This is a genomic window from Streptomyces sp. NPDC002640 (assembly GCF_053592575.1).
Map to the genome: position 1 here is coordinate 234,684 of NZ_JBSFVZ010000004.1, position 14,165 is coordinate 248,848.

At 72.6% G+C, this 14,165-nt stretch carries 13 protein-coding genes and 2 riboswitches; of the genes, 2 read left to right on the forward strand and 11 right to left on the reverse strand.

Annotated elements, in window-relative coordinates:
* Positions 1 to 32 precede the first annotated feature (32 nt).
* Complete coding sequence (locus ACWD3O_RS07680; RefSeq protein ID WP_451412674.1) at positions 33 to 707, forward strand: N-acetylmuramoyl-L-alanine amidase; 675 nt, start codon at positions 33 to 35, stop codon at positions 705 to 707.
* A gap of 72 nt (positions 708 to 779) precedes the next feature.
* On the opposite strand, the gene ACWD3O_RS07685 is transcribed toward ACWD3O_RS07680, so the two are convergent.
* The 11 genes from ACWD3O_RS07685 to ACWD3O_RS07735 all read right to left on the reverse strand — a co-directional run bounded on the left by ACWD3O_RS07685 (position 780) and on the right by ACWD3O_RS07735 (position 12,477).
* On the reverse strand, positions 780 to 1,949 hold the full coding sequence (locus ACWD3O_RS07685) for a cysteine desulfurase family protein (RefSeq protein ID WP_451415163.1): 1,170 nt from the start codon (positions 1,947 to 1,949) through the stop codon (positions 780 to 782).
* A 126-nt stretch (positions 1,950 to 2,075) separates the two neighbouring features.
* The gene (locus tag ACWD3O_RS07690; RefSeq protein ID WP_451412676.1) at positions 2,076 to 2,942 is read right to left on the reverse strand and encodes a thioesterase family protein; all 867 of its coding nucleotides are present in this window, start codon (positions 2,940 to 2,942) and stop codon (positions 2,076 to 2,078) included.
* A 63-nt stretch (positions 2,943 to 3,005) separates the two neighbouring features.
* Positions 3,006 to 3,683 (reverse strand): trimeric intracellular cation channel family protein, encoded by a 678-nt coding sequence (locus ACWD3O_RS07695; protein WP_451412677.1) that lies wholly within the window; start codon positions 3,681 to 3,683, stop codon positions 3,006 to 3,008.
* 203 nt (positions 3,684 to 3,886) lie between these two features.
* Positions 3,887 to 4,996 (reverse strand): ABC transporter ATP-binding protein, encoded by a 1,110-nt coding sequence (locus ACWD3O_RS07700; protein WP_451415164.1) that lies wholly within the window; start codon positions 4,994 to 4,996, stop codon positions 3,887 to 3,889.
* Positions 4,993 to 6,030 (reverse strand): ABC transporter ATP-binding protein, encoded by a 1,038-nt coding sequence (locus ACWD3O_RS07705; RefSeq protein ID WP_451412679.1) that lies wholly within the window; start codon positions 6,028 to 6,030, stop codon positions 4,993 to 4,995. The genes ACWD3O_RS07700 and ACWD3O_RS07705 overlap by 4 nt, the downstream gene beginning before the upstream one ends.
* Positions 6,031 to 6,036: 6 nt before the next feature.
* Positions 6,037 to 6,987, reverse strand: coding sequence for an ABC transporter permease (locus tag ACWD3O_RS07710; RefSeq protein ID WP_451412703.1), 951 nt, complete (start codon positions 6,985 to 6,987; stop codon positions 6,037 to 6,039).
* 8 nt (positions 6,988 to 6,995) lie between these two features.
* On the reverse strand, positions 6,996 to 8,000 hold the full coding sequence (locus ACWD3O_RS07715; RefSeq protein ID WP_451412680.1) for an ABC transporter permease: 1,005 nt from the start codon (positions 7,998 to 8,000) through the stop codon (positions 6,996 to 6,998).
* 108 nt (positions 8,001 to 8,108) lie between these two features.
* The gene (locus ACWD3O_RS07720) at positions 8,109 to 9,776 is read right to left on the reverse strand and encodes an ABC transporter substrate-binding protein (protein WP_451415165.1); all 1,668 of its coding nucleotides are present in this window, start codon (positions 9,774 to 9,776) and stop codon (positions 8,109 to 8,111) included.
* Positions 9,777 to 10,004: 228 nt separating this feature from the next.
* Positions 10,005 to 10,781: an enhanced serine sensitivity protein SseB C-terminal domain-containing protein gene (locus tag ACWD3O_RS07725; RefSeq protein WP_451415166.1), complete on the reverse strand. Its 777-nt coding sequence runs from the start codon at positions 10,779 to 10,781 to the stop codon at positions 10,005 to 10,007.
* Between the two features lie 155 nt (positions 10,782 to 10,936).
* Positions 10,937 to 11,710 (reverse strand): enhanced serine sensitivity protein SseB, encoded by a 774-nt coding sequence (locus ACWD3O_RS07730; protein WP_451415167.1) that lies wholly within the window; start codon positions 11,708 to 11,710, stop codon positions 10,937 to 10,939.
* Positions 11,711 to 11,790: 80 nt separating this feature from the next.
* Positions 11,791 to 12,477, reverse strand: coding sequence for an AAA family ATPase (locus ACWD3O_RS07735; RefSeq protein ID WP_451415227.1), 687 nt, complete (start codon positions 12,475 to 12,477; stop codon positions 11,791 to 11,793).
* Between the two features lie 294 nt (positions 12,478 to 12,771).
* Positions 12,772 to 12,880, forward strand: a riboswitch (glycine riboswitch).
* A riboswitch (glycine riboswitch) is annotated at positions 12,881 to 12,988 on the forward strand.
* A 42-nt stretch (positions 12,989 to 13,030) separates the two neighbouring features.
* On the opposite strand from ACWD3O_RS07735, the gene gcvT reads away from it, so the two are divergent.
* Entirely contained in the window at positions 13,031 to 14,164 is a 1,134-nt protein-coding gene (gene gcvT, locus ACWD3O_RS07740) for a glycine cleavage system aminomethyltransferase GcvT (RefSeq protein ID WP_451415168.1), read from the forward strand.
* Position 14,165: the final 1 nt, after the last annotated feature.

A 14,165-nucleotide genomic window follows, 5' to 3' on the forward strand; every position in this document is an offset into this window, starting at 1 on the left:
ACCGACGCCCCCCGATATGCGTTGTGGACATCGTGGACGAGAAGACCGGGGCCCACCGGGCCGGGAAGCGCGAGCGACGCGTCGGGCGCCGCGGGCTGCTGATCGGCGGCCTGGCGACGGCCGTCGGCGTCGCCGCGCTGGGCCGCGACGAGCTGTCGCGGGTGTGGTGGCGGGTGCCGGGGGTGGAGAAGCCGCGCGTCGAGGGCGCCGTGGACTTCGGCGGCGCGCGCTGGACGGCCGCCTCGGAGGCGAACTTCCGGCGGGCCGACCGGCCCGACGACTACCCGGTCGAGCTGGTGATCGTGCACGTCACGCAGGGCGGCTACGACAGCGCCGTGCGGGTCTTCAAGGACCCGTCCCACCGCGCGGCGACGCACTACATCGTGGAGCAGGACGGCCGGGTCACCCAGATGATCCGCGAGCTGGACGTGGCGTACCACGCGGGCAACCGGGACTACAACGAGCGCAGCGTCGGCATCGAGCACGTCGGCTTCGTGGACCGGCCGCAGGACTTCACCCCGGCCATGTACGCGGCCTCGGCGCGGCTGACGGCGCGAATATGCGAGCGCTACGGCATCCCGGTGGACCGCGAGCACGTCATCGGCCACCACGAGGTGCCGGGCGCGGACCACACGGATCCGGGGCCGCACTGGGACTGGGACCGGTACATGAAGCTGGTGCGGGAGGCCCTCAGGAACCGGGCCTGACGGCGTGACCGGCCTGACGGCCTGACGGTCTGACACACCTGGCGCCGGTTCCTCCGCGGTCGCCGCGGGCGGTCAGCTGAGGCCGGCGGCGCGGGCGCGTTCCACGGCGGGGCCGATCGCCTTGGCGACGGCCTCCACGTCGGCGGGTGTCGAGGTGTGGCCGAGGGAGAAGCGGAGCGTGCCGCGGGCCAGGTCGTGGTCGACGCCGGTGGCCAGCAGCACATGGCTGGGCTGCGCGACACCGGCCGTGCAGGCCGAGCCGGTGGAGCACTCGATGCCCTGGGCGTCCAGCAGCAGGAGCAGGGAGTCGCCCTCGCAGCCGGGGAAGGTGAAGTGCGCGTTGGCGGGGAGCCGGCCGGCCGGGTCGGGGTCGCCGCCGAGGATCGCGTCGGGCACGGCGGCGCGGACGGCCGCGACCAGCTCGTCGCGCAGCGCGCCGATCCGTTCGGCGAACAGCGGCTGGTGTTCGGCGGCGTGCCGCGCGGCGACCGCGAAGGCGGCGACCGCCGGGACGTCGAGGGTGCCGGAGCGGACGTGACGCTCCTGCCCGCCGCCGTGCAGGACGGGGACGGGCGTGTACTCGCGGCGCAGCAGCAGGGCGCCGATGCCGTAGGGGCCGCCGATCTTGTGGCCCGAGACGGTGGCGGCGGCGAGGCCGGAGTCCGCGAAGGAGAGCGGGACCTGGCCGAAGGCCTGCACCGCGTCGGCGTGCAGCGGCACGTCGAACTCGGCGGCGGCGTCGGCGAGTTCCCGCACCGGCATCAGGGTGCCGATCTCGTTGTTGGCCCACATCACGGTGGCCAGGGCGACGTCGTCGGGGTCGCGGGCGATGGCCTCGCGCAGGGCGTCGGCGTGGACCCGGCCGTGGGCGTCGACGGGCAGGTACTCGACGGTGGCGCCCTCGTGCTCGGCGAGCCAGTGCACGGCGTCGAGGACGGCGTGGTGCTCGACGGGGCTGGCGAGGACGCGGGTGCGGGCCGGGTCGGCGTCGCGGCGGGCCCAGTACAGGCCCTTCACGGCGAGGTTGTCGGCCTCGGTGCCGCCGGAGGTGAGGACCACCTCGCTGGGGCGGGCGCCGAGGGCCTCGGCGAGGGTCTCGCGGGCCTCCTCGACGGTGCGGCGGGCGCGGCGGCCGGCTGCGTGGAGGGAGGACGCGTTGCCGGTGACGGCCAGCTGGGCGGTCAGCGCGGAGGCGGCCTCCGGCAGCATGGGGGTGGTCGCCGCGTGGTCGAGGTATGCCATGGTGCCTCGATTCTACGGGGCGGTGCGGATTGCCCCCCGGCGGCGGGGTACCGCCGCCGGGGAGCTCCCCTCCTCACCCCGCCCCTCCCCGGAACCGGGGCCCTTCCCGGGCCCCGGCCCCCGGACTCAGCCCCGGTCGAGCCGGGCGCGCGCGAGCTGGCGGGACTGGGCGACGAGACGGCCGGCCGTGTCCCAGACCTCCGCGTCCTCCTCCAGGAAGCCGCCCGCGAGGTTCCGCGTGGTGATGGACACCCGCAGCGGCCCCGGCGCCGGCCGGCACCGCACGTGGGCGGTGAGCTCCACGGTCGGGACCCACCCCGACAGCCCCAGGTCGAACGCGGTCGGCGGCAGCGCGTCCACCGTCAGCAGCAGCGAGAACGGGTCGGCGTCCCGCCCGTCGGCCAGCCCGAAGTACCCCCGGACCTCGCCCTTGCCGGAGGGCGCGCCCAGCGCCCACCCCAGCGTCGCGGGGTCGAGCTTCATGAACAGCCGGTCGGTGATCGCGGACGCACCCGGCAGCGGCTCCGGGGAGTCCTCCGGCCCGAAGCACTGCTCGATCGGCGGGAACGCGGGCGGCACCGCGCTGGTGCGGACGTCGTCCGGCAGCGCGTCCAGGTCGCCGTAGGAGGCGAGGACGCGGATCCGCTCGACCTCGTTGCCCTCCGTGTCGTACTGGTAGATCGAGGCCTGCCCGGTGGAGAGGCTGCGCCCGGTGCGGACCACCTCGGTGCGCACCACGGCCGGGCCGGGGGTGGAGGCCGTCAGGTAGTGGGCCGTGACGGAGAACGGGTCGCCGTGCGGCAGGGCGTCGGAGAGGGCGCGGGCCGCCACGGCCAGCAGGAAGCCGCCGTTGACCGCGTTGAAGATCGTCCAGCCGGCGGAGAGGTCGATGTCGTACACACCGGGCTCGCGGCGGGTGACCGCGCTGTCCCGGTCGAACTCGCTGTCACCGATCGTGGCCCGGGTCGCCTGGGCGGAGGCTGCATCTGACATGGGAGTACGGTACAACGACACGTTACTGAGCGGTAGCTTTTCACGCCCCGGCCGTGGCCCACCTCACACCAGCATCTCCTCCGCGGGGACCTCCTTGACGGTGGACCGACGATGCCAGGCGCGCGGCGCGCGCCAGTGGAACCGCATGGCCAGCAGCCGCAGCACGAAGGCCACCAGGACGGCCGCCCCCATGGAGGCCGGGGTGAGCGCGTCCAGCTTGATGCAGACGGCCACCAGCGTCGAGCCCACGATGGCCGGCACCGCGTACAGGTCGCGGTCCCAGCGCAGCAGCGAGGGCACCTCGTTGGCCAGCATGTCCCGCAGCACACCGCCGCCGACGGCGGTGGCCATGCCCAGCGTGGCGGAGGCGGTGAGCCCCAGGCCGTACTCGTAGGCCTTGAGCGTCCCGCCGACGCAGAACAGGCCGAGGCCCGCCGCGTCGAAGACGTTGACCGCGTTCTGGATCCGCTCGACCTGGGGATGGAGGAAGAAGACCAGGGCGGTGGCCGCCAGGGGCGTCAGGAAGTACCCGAGGTCGGTGAAGGCGACCGGCGGCACGGCGCCGATCACCACGTCGCGGATGAGTCCGCCGCCGAGCGCGGTGACCTCGGCGAGGACGGCCATGCCGAAGACGTCGAAGTTCTTGCGCACGGCGAGCAGAGCGCCGGATATGGCGAAGACGAAGATGCCGACCAGTTCGAGCGTGTGCTGCACGCCCGGGCTGAACAGTTGGGGAGACACCTCAATAGTGTGACGGGTACGCGGCATCGGCCTTGCATTGAAAGGTCCAGCATGCGAGATACCTGGCGTTCAATGCGTCACGTTCCCGGCGGCATGGCGACGCCCGCACGCCCGCACGCCCGGACCGGGGGCGGACCTCCCGGGCGGGCACGCGAAGGGGGGCGGCGCCACAAGGACGCCGCCCCCCTCCCCGGGACCCGCGGTCACTTCGCGGTGACGACCCCCGCGTCCGGCGCCGGGCCCGGCTCGTCGCCCGTCACCGGGACCGCCTCCGGGTCCTCGGGCCGCGCCGCCGCGACCACCTCGCCGCTGGTCCGCTCCAGCTCGCCCGCGGCAATCTCCTCCGCGAAGTGGCAGGCCACCCGGTGCCCGTCGCCGACGTCCCGCAGCTGCGGCCGCTCGGAGGCGCACCGGTCCTGCACCCACGGGCAGCGGGTGCGGAAGCGGCACCCGGACGGCGGGTCGGCCGGGGAGGGCAGGTCGCCGGTGAGCAGGATCCGCTCCCGCTTCTCCTCCACCTCCGGGTCCGGCACCGGCACCGCGGACATCAGGGCCTTGGTGTACGGGTGGCGCGGCTCGGCGTAGAGCGCGTCGCTCGGCGCCTCCTCGACCAGGGCGCCCAGGTACATCACGCCGACCACGTCGGAGATGTGCCGGACGACGGCGAGGTCGTGGGCGATGACCAGGTAGGTCAGGCCCAGTTCCTCCTGGAGGTCCTCCAGCAGGTTGATCACCTGCGCCTGGATGGACACGTCGAGCGCGGAGACCGGCTCGTCGCAGATGATCACGTCGGGCTCGAGGACCAGCGCCCGGGCGATGCCGATGCGCTGGCGCTGGCCGCCGGAGAACTCGTGCGGGTAGCGGGAGAGCGCGTCGGAGGGCAGGCCGACCTTGGCCAGGATGGCCTTGATCTTCTCCCGGCGCTCGTCGCGGTCGGCGCCGATGCCGTGGGCGGCCATGCCCTCGGAGAGGATCGACTCGATGTTCTGCCGCGGGTTGAGGGAGCCCAGCGGGTCCTGGAAGACCATCTGGAGCCGGCTGCGGAACCGGCGCATCTCCTCCGGCGGCAGCTTGGCCAGGTCGGTGCCGTCCAGCACGACCTCGCCCTCGGTGATGTCGACGAGCCGCAGCACGGCCCGGCCCAGGGTGGTCTTGCCGCAGCCCGACTCGCCGACCAGGCCGTAGGTCTGGCCGGCCTCCACCTTGAGGGAGACCCCGTCCACGGCGTGCACGTGGCCCACCACGCGGTCGAAGATCAGGCCCTTCTTGACGGGGAAGTGGACCTTCACTCCGTCCAGTTCGAGCAGGCTCATGCGGGGACCTCCTCGGTCCGGAGATCGTCGGTTTCGCCGTTGCCGTGCAGCACCGGGTGCAGGCAGCGCACCTGGTGGCCGGCGGCCCGGGGCTCGCGCAGGGCGGGAGCCCCGCCGAGGCAGTCCAGCTCGTACCGGTCGCAGCGCGGGGCGAAGGCGCAGCCGTCGGCCCAGGCGATCCGGTCGTTGATGGAGCCGCGGACCGGGGTGAGCGGCTCGCCGCGCGGGGCGTCCAGGCGGGGGATGGAGCCGAGCAGCCCGTTGGCGTACGGGTGCGAGGGGTGGGCGAACAGCTCCCGGCGGCCGGCCGACTCCACGACCCGGCCCGCGTAGAGCACGTTGACCTGGTCGCAGAGGCCGGCCACCACGCCCAGGTCGTGGGTGATCATCAGCAGGGCGGTGCCCTCCTGGTCGACCAGTTCCTTGAGCAGCTCCAGGATCTGCGCCTGGATGGTCACGTCGAGCGCGGTGGTCGGCTCGTCGGCGATCAGCAGCTCGGGGGCGCAGGCGACGGCCATGGCGATCATGGCGCGCTGGCGCATGCCGCCGGAGAGCTGGTGCGGGTACTCCTTGAGCCGCCGCGTCGGGTCGGGGATGCCGACCCGGTCGAGCAGCTCGGCGGCGCGCTTGCGGGCCGCCTCGCCCTTCAGTCCGCGGTGGCGCTCCAGGATCTCGGTGACCTGGATGCCGATCGGCACGACCGGGTTCAGCGAGGACAGCGGGTCCTGGAAGATCATCGCCATCCGCCGGCCGCGCAGGTCGCGCAGCTTGCCGCGGCTCAGGGTGAGCAGGTTCTGCGGCCCGCCGGCGGCACCGGCGAGGTCGGCGCGGCCGCCCAGCTCGACGCCCTTGCGGGGCAGCAGCCCCATCAGGGCGAGCGAGGTGACCGACTTGCCGCAGCCCGACTCGCCCACCAGGCCCACGACCTGGCCCTGGTCGACCTGGAAGGAGACACCGTCGACCGCGCGGTTGGCCCTGCGGCCGTGGGCTCCGGTGAAGGTGACCGTCAGTTCGTCGACGGAGAGAAGTGGCATGGTGGTTCAGCCTCGCAGCTTCGGGTCGAGGGCTTCCCGCATGGCCTCACCGAGCAGGGTGAAGCCGAGGGCGGTGATGATGATGCCGACCGCCGGGAAGACGGCCATCAGCGGCGCGTTGTCGAAGAACCGCTGCGCCTGGGAGAGCATCACGCCCCACTCGGGGACCGCCGGGTCGGGGTTGCCGAGACCCAGGTAGGACAGGGCGGCCGCCTCGATGATCGCGGTGGCCAGGGTGAGGGTCGTCTGCACGATGACAGGGCTCAGCGAGTTCGGCACGATCTGCGTGAGCACGATGCGCCGCTTGCGGATGCCGAGGGCGCGGGCCGCCAGCACGTAGTCCGCGCCGCCCTGGGCGAGCATGGCGCCGCGCAGCAGGCGGGCGAAGATCGGCACCTGGACGACACCGACGGCGATCATCACCGTGGTGAGGGACTGGCCCATCACGGCGGCGACGGAGACGGCGAGCAGCAGCGAGGGCAGCGCCAGCATCATGTCGATGAAGCGCATGATCACCGAGTCGACCCGGCGGCCGGTGTCACCGCCGAGGGTGGCGGCGGCACCGGAGAGGCCGCCGATGACCGCGCCGACGATCAGACCGATCAGCGTGGAGACCACGCCGACCAGCAGGGTCTGCCGTGCGCCGACCAGGAAGCGGGAGAACAGGTCGCGGCCGAGGTGGTCGAGACCGAACCAGTTCTCGGCGCGCGGGTTCACGAACTTCCCCTGGTTGGAGAAGACCTCGTTGCGCCAGGTCTGCGCGGTGGGCGAGTAGGGGGCGATCCACGGGCCGATCACGGCGACGATCAGGAAGAGCAGGATGATCGCGCCGCCGATGAGCGCCATCTTGCTGCCCCGCAGCCGGCGCATCGCCTCCTTCCAGAGGCTGGCGCCGCTGGTGCCCTCGTCCCGGGCGGTGAGTTCCGCGAGCCGCTGGATCTTCTCGGTTTTGGTCATACTCACGGTCAGTGCACCCGCACTCTCGGATCGATGAGGCTGTACGCGAGGTCGACCAGGAGGTTGATCAGGACGTACGTCATCGCGATGAACATGATGAAGCCGACCAGGACCGGGTAGTCACGGTCGTCGATGGCGGTGCGGATGAAGGAGCCGATGCCGCCGAAGGAGAAGACCGACTCGGTGAGCACGGCGCCCGAGAGCAGGGAACCGGTGAGCAGGCCGACCGCGGTGACGACCGGCAGCATCGCGTTGCGCAGCACGTGGCGGCCGCGCACGACGCGGGGGTGCAGGCCCTTGGACTCGGCGGTGCGGACGTAGTCCTCGCCGAGCACCTCGAGGACGCTGGCCCGCGTCATGCGCACGATCACGGCGAGCGGGATGGAGGCGAGGGCCAGCGCGGGCAGCACCAGGTGCACGAGGGCGTCCCAGGTGGCGTCGAACTCGCCGGTGAGGATGCCGTCGAGGGTGGCGAAGCCGGTCACCTCGGTGGCGTTCAGTCCGGTGGAGAGGCGGCCGTAGCTGGGGAACCAGCCCAGGTGGACGGCGAAGACCTGCTTGAGGAGCAGGGCGAGGAAGAAGACCGGGATGCAGATGCCGACCAGCGAGCCGGAGACCGCGGTCACGTCCAGCCATCCGCCGCGCCGCTTCGCGGCGAGGTAGCCCAGCGGGACGCCGACGACGACGGCGAACAGCATCGCCATGAGGGAGAGTTCGACGGTGGCCGGGAAGCGGAGGGTGAACTCGTCCCAGACCGGCTGTCCGGTCTGCACCGAGGTGCCCAGGTCCAGTTCCGCGATGCGCTTGAGGAAGCGCCAGTACTGGACGTAGAGCGGCTGGTCGAGGCCGAGCAGCCGGTTGATTCTCGTGATCTCGGCCTCGGTCGCCCGTTCGCCCAGGATCGCTGAAGCGGGGCCGCCCGGAAGCCGGTTGAGCCAGACGAAGAGCAGGACCGACAGGCCCAGCAGCGTGGGTATGAGCTGGAGCAGTCTTCGTGCGACGAGACGCAGCACCGCGCATGCCCCTTTCTGACGTACGTGTTGCCTGATGGACGCGTCCGCCCGGCCGCCTTGGGTGCGGCGGCCGGGCGGAGCGGGGTTGCGGTGCCTGGGTACCGCGGCTTACTTGAAGGAGACCTCGGCGAAGTTCTCCTGCGTCAGCGGCGAGACCTTCGGCGGGTTGACGTTCTTGCCGAACGCGATGGCCGGGGGCGAGGAGGAGACCGGCAGACCCGGCAGGTACTCCATGATCGCCTCGTTGGCCTTCTTGTAGGCCTCGGTGCGCTCGTCGCCGGTCAGCGTGGAGCCCGCGTTGACGGCCTCGAAGAGCTCCTTGTCCTTGAAGCCCCACTGCTTGTCGTACTCGGCGAACCAGGTGCCGATGAAGTTGAAGCCGTCGTTGAAGTCACCGGTCCAGCCGAGCATGTGCAGGGCGCAGGAACCGGCCTCGGTGGCGTCCAGGTAGTCCGGGGCCCACTTCATCGGCTTCGGGGTGACGGTGATGCCGGCCTTCTCGAGGTCGGCCTTCATCAGCTCGAACAGGTCCTGCGGGGCAGGCATGTACGGGCGGGTGACCTCGGTCGGGTAGCAGAACTCGATCTTGAGCTTCTCCTCGCCGGCCTCCTTCAGCAGGTCCTTCGCCTTGGCGGTGTCGAAGGGGTACTGCTTCACCTGGTCCGAGTAGCCGGCGATGGTGTCCGGCATGAACTGCGTGGCGACCTTGCCGCCCTCGGGCAGCTGGGTGGCGACCAGGTTCTCGCGGTCGACGGCGTGCGCGATCGCCTGGCGGACCTCCTTCTTCTTCAGCGCCGGCTCGGCGCCCTGGGACATGCCCACGTAGAAGAGGTTGAAGACGCCACGGGTCGGGACCACGAAGCCCTCGTTCTCGAGGGTCTTCACGTCCGCCGGCGCGACCAGGTCGTAACCGTCGATGTCACCGGCCTGGAGCGCCTGGCGGCGGCCCTCCTCGGTGTCGATCGTGCGGATGACGATGTTCTTGACCTTGGCCTTGTCGCCCCAGTAGTCGTCGAAACGCTCGAGGGTGACTTCCTTGTTGCCCTTGTTCCAGCCCTTGATCTTGTACGGGCCGGTGCCGGCGACCGTGCCGGCCTTCTGGCTGTACTCGGGGTACGTGATGGCGTCGCCCTTGGCGGTCGCCGCCTGGTTCTTGTACTCCGCGATCGCCTTGGGCGAGTGGATCGCCAGCGCGTTGAGCGAGAAGCCGCCGGGGAGGTTGGCGGAGGGCTTCTTCACCTCGATGACGGCGGTGTTCTCGTCCTTCGCGGTGCAGGACTTGTAGTTGGCCTCGGGGGCCTCCTTGTCCTCGTTCTTGGCGAAGCCGCCCATGACGGTCTGCCAGTAGTAGGACACCGCGCTGGACTGGTAGGTGCCGGTCCAGTTGAACCAGTGGTCGTAGTTGGCGCACACCGCCGCGGCGTTGAACGCCTCGCCGTCGTGGAACTTCACGCCCTTGCGGAGGTTGAAGGTCCAGACGGTGCCCTCGTCGTTGGACTCCCAGGTCTCGGCCAGGCCGCCCACCAGCTTGCTGCCGCCGGACTCGTGCTCCAGCAGGGCCTCGAAGGCCTGACGGGTGACGCGGAACGTCTCGCCGTCGCTCGCGAGCGCCGGGTCGAGCGAGCTCGGGTCGCCCGGGGCGCCGAAGACGAAGGTGTCCTTGGCGCCGTCGCCGGAGCCTTCCTTGTCGCGCTCGCTCGTGCACGCCGACGCGATCATTCCGACCGCCAAGACGGCCGTTATCGCCCGAGCGACGCGGGATTTGACTATGCGCATACGGGGCCACTCCGGGGTTCACTGGTGGGTGCGTACTGACCGGCCGAACATTACTCAGCCCGCTACGCGGGGAGAACAGTCCGCATAGTGGTGATACCTAGCTGAGATCTGAACAGCTGACGAACCCGGCATATCGCCTCGCCGGACGCGTCCCCAACTCCCTTGCGAAACACGGGGGAAACAGCCGTAACCTCCGCCCGAACTGGGCGAACGTCCTGCGGCGGAGGTTCAGTTGACGGCCGGGTAGCCGTATCCGCCGCGCGCCGGGCCGTGGGCGTCGCGGTCGTAGAAGGGGCGGGCGTTGGCCCGCATCCAGAGGACGACGGGGTCGTGGTCATCGGCCATGGCGACCGTGGAGACCGCCAGTCCGTCCGGCACCACGCCGACGGACTGGCCCATCATCGACCGCACCGACTCCACCGCCGCGGGCGACGCCTCGTACACGTCGAGCCCGATGGCCAGGTAGGGCGTGCCGAGCGCCGGCTGCACCCAGGCGCGGCGCAGCGCGCGCACCGCCGGGGTGCGGTGGGCGTTCTGGGCCAGCAGGGCGTAGAGCTGCGGGACCTCGATGGCGGGTTCGGACAGCCGCAGCGGCCCGGCGGGCTGGCGGTCCAGGCCGGTGGCGATGCGGCGCAGGTCCAGCCAGGGGACGCCGACGCCGCCGCCGGGGGCGTGCGGGTTGAGCCAGAGGCCGTGGTGGCCCGGGTAGAGGGCACGGGCCACCTCGATGGCGTCGGTCACCTCGTACCCGCGGCTCCAGCCGCTCGCGGACAGCTCCTGGGCGGACGTCACGCAGGGCGCGTAGGCGTACCCGTCGACCTCCATGCTCCCGTACTGCGCGTCGGGGGCGCCGGCCAGGCCGTGCCAGAGCAGCATCCACACCTGACCGGCGGACGGGGTCGCGAGCGCGCGCAGCAGCGCCTCGTAGGCGTCATAACGCCCGGGCGTGACCTGGCGCAGCATCTGCTCCACGTGCCCGGCGGCGGCCGTGCCCGACGCGCTCACCTCAACCAGCCCTTCGCGAAGACATTGGTTCCGCCCCATCGACGTCCGACAGCGAGTGTTCGACCGGGATTATGAAACCAGCTTAAGCGGCGCGGCAGACACCACCTGGAGCGAGCGGAAACCTCCCGGCCGGTTCCCGCGGGCGCGGCGGGGGATCAGACCGCGCCGTAGAACGGCGGCACCTTGGCGCGCAGGTAGTCGCAGACCGGGTCCGGGACGGCGTCCAGGAGGACCAGGTTCACCGGCCACCGCACCGGGTGGCGGCCCAGGGCGCGGCCGAGCGCCTCCAGCGGCAGGGCGCGGGCGTCGCCGGACGGGGCGTCCCAGGTGGCGAGCTCGACGCCGACGAACATCGCCGGCTCCGCCGTCTCGACGGCGGCCAGGCAGCGGCGCGCGGTGGCGACCACCCCGACGGCGGCGAACTCCTCGGAGGCGGCGCGCAGGAAGTCCACCGGGTCCTCCCGCCAGTCCGGCTCCCAGAGCCGCACCCGTCCGCCGCGGCCCGCGCCCTCGGGTCCCGCGGCACGGCAGAGTTCGGCGACGGCGGCCGGGGTCAGCGGAAGCCCCACCGCGCCGTCCGGGTTCACCACGACGCCCACCTCGGGCGGCAGCCCGCGCGCGAACTCCACGACCGGCGCGACGGAGAACGACATGTGGGGGCCGGCCACGCGCCGGAGCTGCTCCTGGGAGCTGAAGACCGGGACGAAGATCTGCCCGCCCAGCTCCACGGTGGGCAGGTCGAGGGTCCGGCTGTCGCGGTCGCCGCCGGCCGGGAGCGGGATCCACACATGGCTGCGGGTCAGCACCTCCAGGACCCGGCCGCCGGCCGACTCCGAGCCCGGGGCGGCGGCCGAGGCCGCCAGCACCTCCTCCAGCTCGTTGCCGGGCCATCCGCCCCTGAGGGTCTGGTCGTCCGTCGCGAAGTTCATGGTTACCGCCTGGAGTTCCCGCGCTGCCGCTGTCTGTCCGCTGGTCCGCCGCCGTCCGCGGCCGTCCGCGGCACGTCAGACTACGGGACGCCCGGCCGCCGGACGCCTCGCGCGCCGTGCGGGGCGAACCCGATCCCGTCGAGGACGCGCGCCGCCGTGCGGTCCAGCAGCACGGCCGAACCGCAGTCCCGCGGCAGCCGGCCCCGGGCGACGACGTCGGCGAGGAGCTGCCCGACCGCCTTGCGGTGCCGCGCGAAGGCGTACCGGGACACGCCGCGGCCGCGGGCCCGCTGCCCCTGCAGGGCCTCGGCGGGGGTGACGTCGAGCAGCACGAGCCGCAGCGTCCCGCCCCGCCGCCGGGCGGCCCGGCCCAGCCAGGAGCGGACCCACCGCTGGGTGCCGCAGTCGTGCACCACCACCGGCGCCGTCCCGCGCAGGGCGCGCCGCAGCCCGGCGTAGTGGTCGAGCCGCACCAGCGGCCGGTACACCGCGTACGGCATGGCCTGGGGCATCCGCGCGTCCCACCGGTCCCGGGTGTCCTGGGAGTCGATCCGGACCGCGTCCGGTCCGACGGTCCGCCGCATCATCGTGGACTTGCCGCTGCCCGGCAGCCCGGTGACCACCACCACGTCGCGCGGCCCGAAGACCAGCCGCGCGCCGACCGCGGCGCCGCCCACGCCGCTGCCGCCCCGCAGGTCGCACACCCCGTCCGCCACGGTCCCCGCGGCCGCGCACCGCGCCGTCCGGTCCGCGCCCTGGGCGCGCACCGCCCCCTGCGCCCGTGTCCCCGCCCGTGTCCCCGCCCAGGAACGCGCCCGGTGGCGCGCCCCGGGGCCGGTCACGGGCACGGCATGGCCGGCGCCGGCGATCGTCCTCTTCACGTGGTCGTCCTCCCCCATGGGTTCGGGACCTGGAGCATCCCCCCCGAGTGTAAAGAGAAGGCAATGCGCCGGTCGTCTCATTTCCGCCCGGTTCCCGCCACAGTCCCGCAACACACGGGGGGTCCGCCAGGCCCGGGGAGGCCGTGCGATGATGAGCGCGCCAACTGCATACCGGCCGCTTGAATCCGCGCGGGAGAGTCCCGGGTGACGGACACCATGTCCTGTCCCGGGCGCCGAAGGAGCAAGTCCCTCCCTTGAATCTCTCAGGCCCAGTCACCGCGCGGGCGAGGCACATCTGAAAAGCGGTCCGCCCCGGCGGGCCCACCCACGGTGCAAGCCCTGACCCCGGCCGGCGGTCATGGCGAACCTCTCAGGTTCCGATGACAGATGGGGAGGAACACTCCGTCGTCATGCCTTCGCCCGTACCGGGAGTTTGCCCATGAGCAGTTCCGACCTCCGTCACACCGCGCTCGACGCCCTGCACCGCTCGCTGGGCGCGACCATGACCGACTTCGCCGGCTGGGACATGCCGCTGCGGTACGGCTCCGAGCGTGACGAGCACAACGCCGTGCGCACCCGGGCCGGCCTCTTCGACCTCTCCCACATGGGCGAGATCACGGTCACCGGCCCGCAGGCCACCGCGCTGCTGAACCACGCGCTGGTCGGCAACATCGCCACGGTCGGCACCGGCCGCGCCCGCTACACGATGATCTGCCGGGAGGACGGCGGCATCCTCGACGACCTGATCGTCTACCGCCTGGGTGACTCCGAGGCCGGTTTCCCGCACTACATGGTCGTCGCCAACGCCTCCAACGCCCAGGTCGTCCTCGACGCCCTCACCGAGCGCGCCGCGGGCTTCGACGCCGAGGTCCGCGACGACCGGGACGCCTACGCGCTGATCGCCGTGCAGGGCCCCGCCTCCCCGGGCATCCTGGCCTCCCTCACCGACGCCGACCTGGACGGCCTGAAGTACTACGCGGGCCTGCCCGGCACCGTGGCCGGCGTCCCGGCGCTGATCGCCCGCACCGGCTACACCGGCGAGGACGGCTTCGAGCTGTTCACCGCCCCGGTCCACGCCGAGCGGGTGTGGCGGGCGCTGACCGAGGCGGGCGCGCCCGAGGGCCTGATCCCGTGCGGCCTGTCCTGCCGCGACACGCTGCGCCTGGAGGCCGGCATGCCGCTGTACGGCCACGAGCTCTCCACCTCCCTCACGCCCTTCGACGCCGGCCTGGGCCGGGTCGTGAAGTTCGAGAAGGAGGGCGACTTCGTCGGCCGCGCCGCCCTCGCCGAGGCCGCCGAGCGCGCCGCGACGAACCCGCCGCGCAAGCTGGTCGGCCTGGTCGCCGAGGGCCGCCGGGTCCCGCGCGCCGGCTACCAGGTGGTGGCGGACGGCGAGGTGGTCGGCGAGGTCACCTCCGGCGCGCCCTCCCCGACGCTGGGGAAGCCGATCGCGATGGCCTACGTCGACGCCGCGTACGCCGAGCCCGGCACGGCCGGCGTGGGCGTGGACATCCGGGGCACCCACGAGCCGTACGAGGTCGTCGCGCTGCCGTTCTACAGGCGCCAGAAGTAGC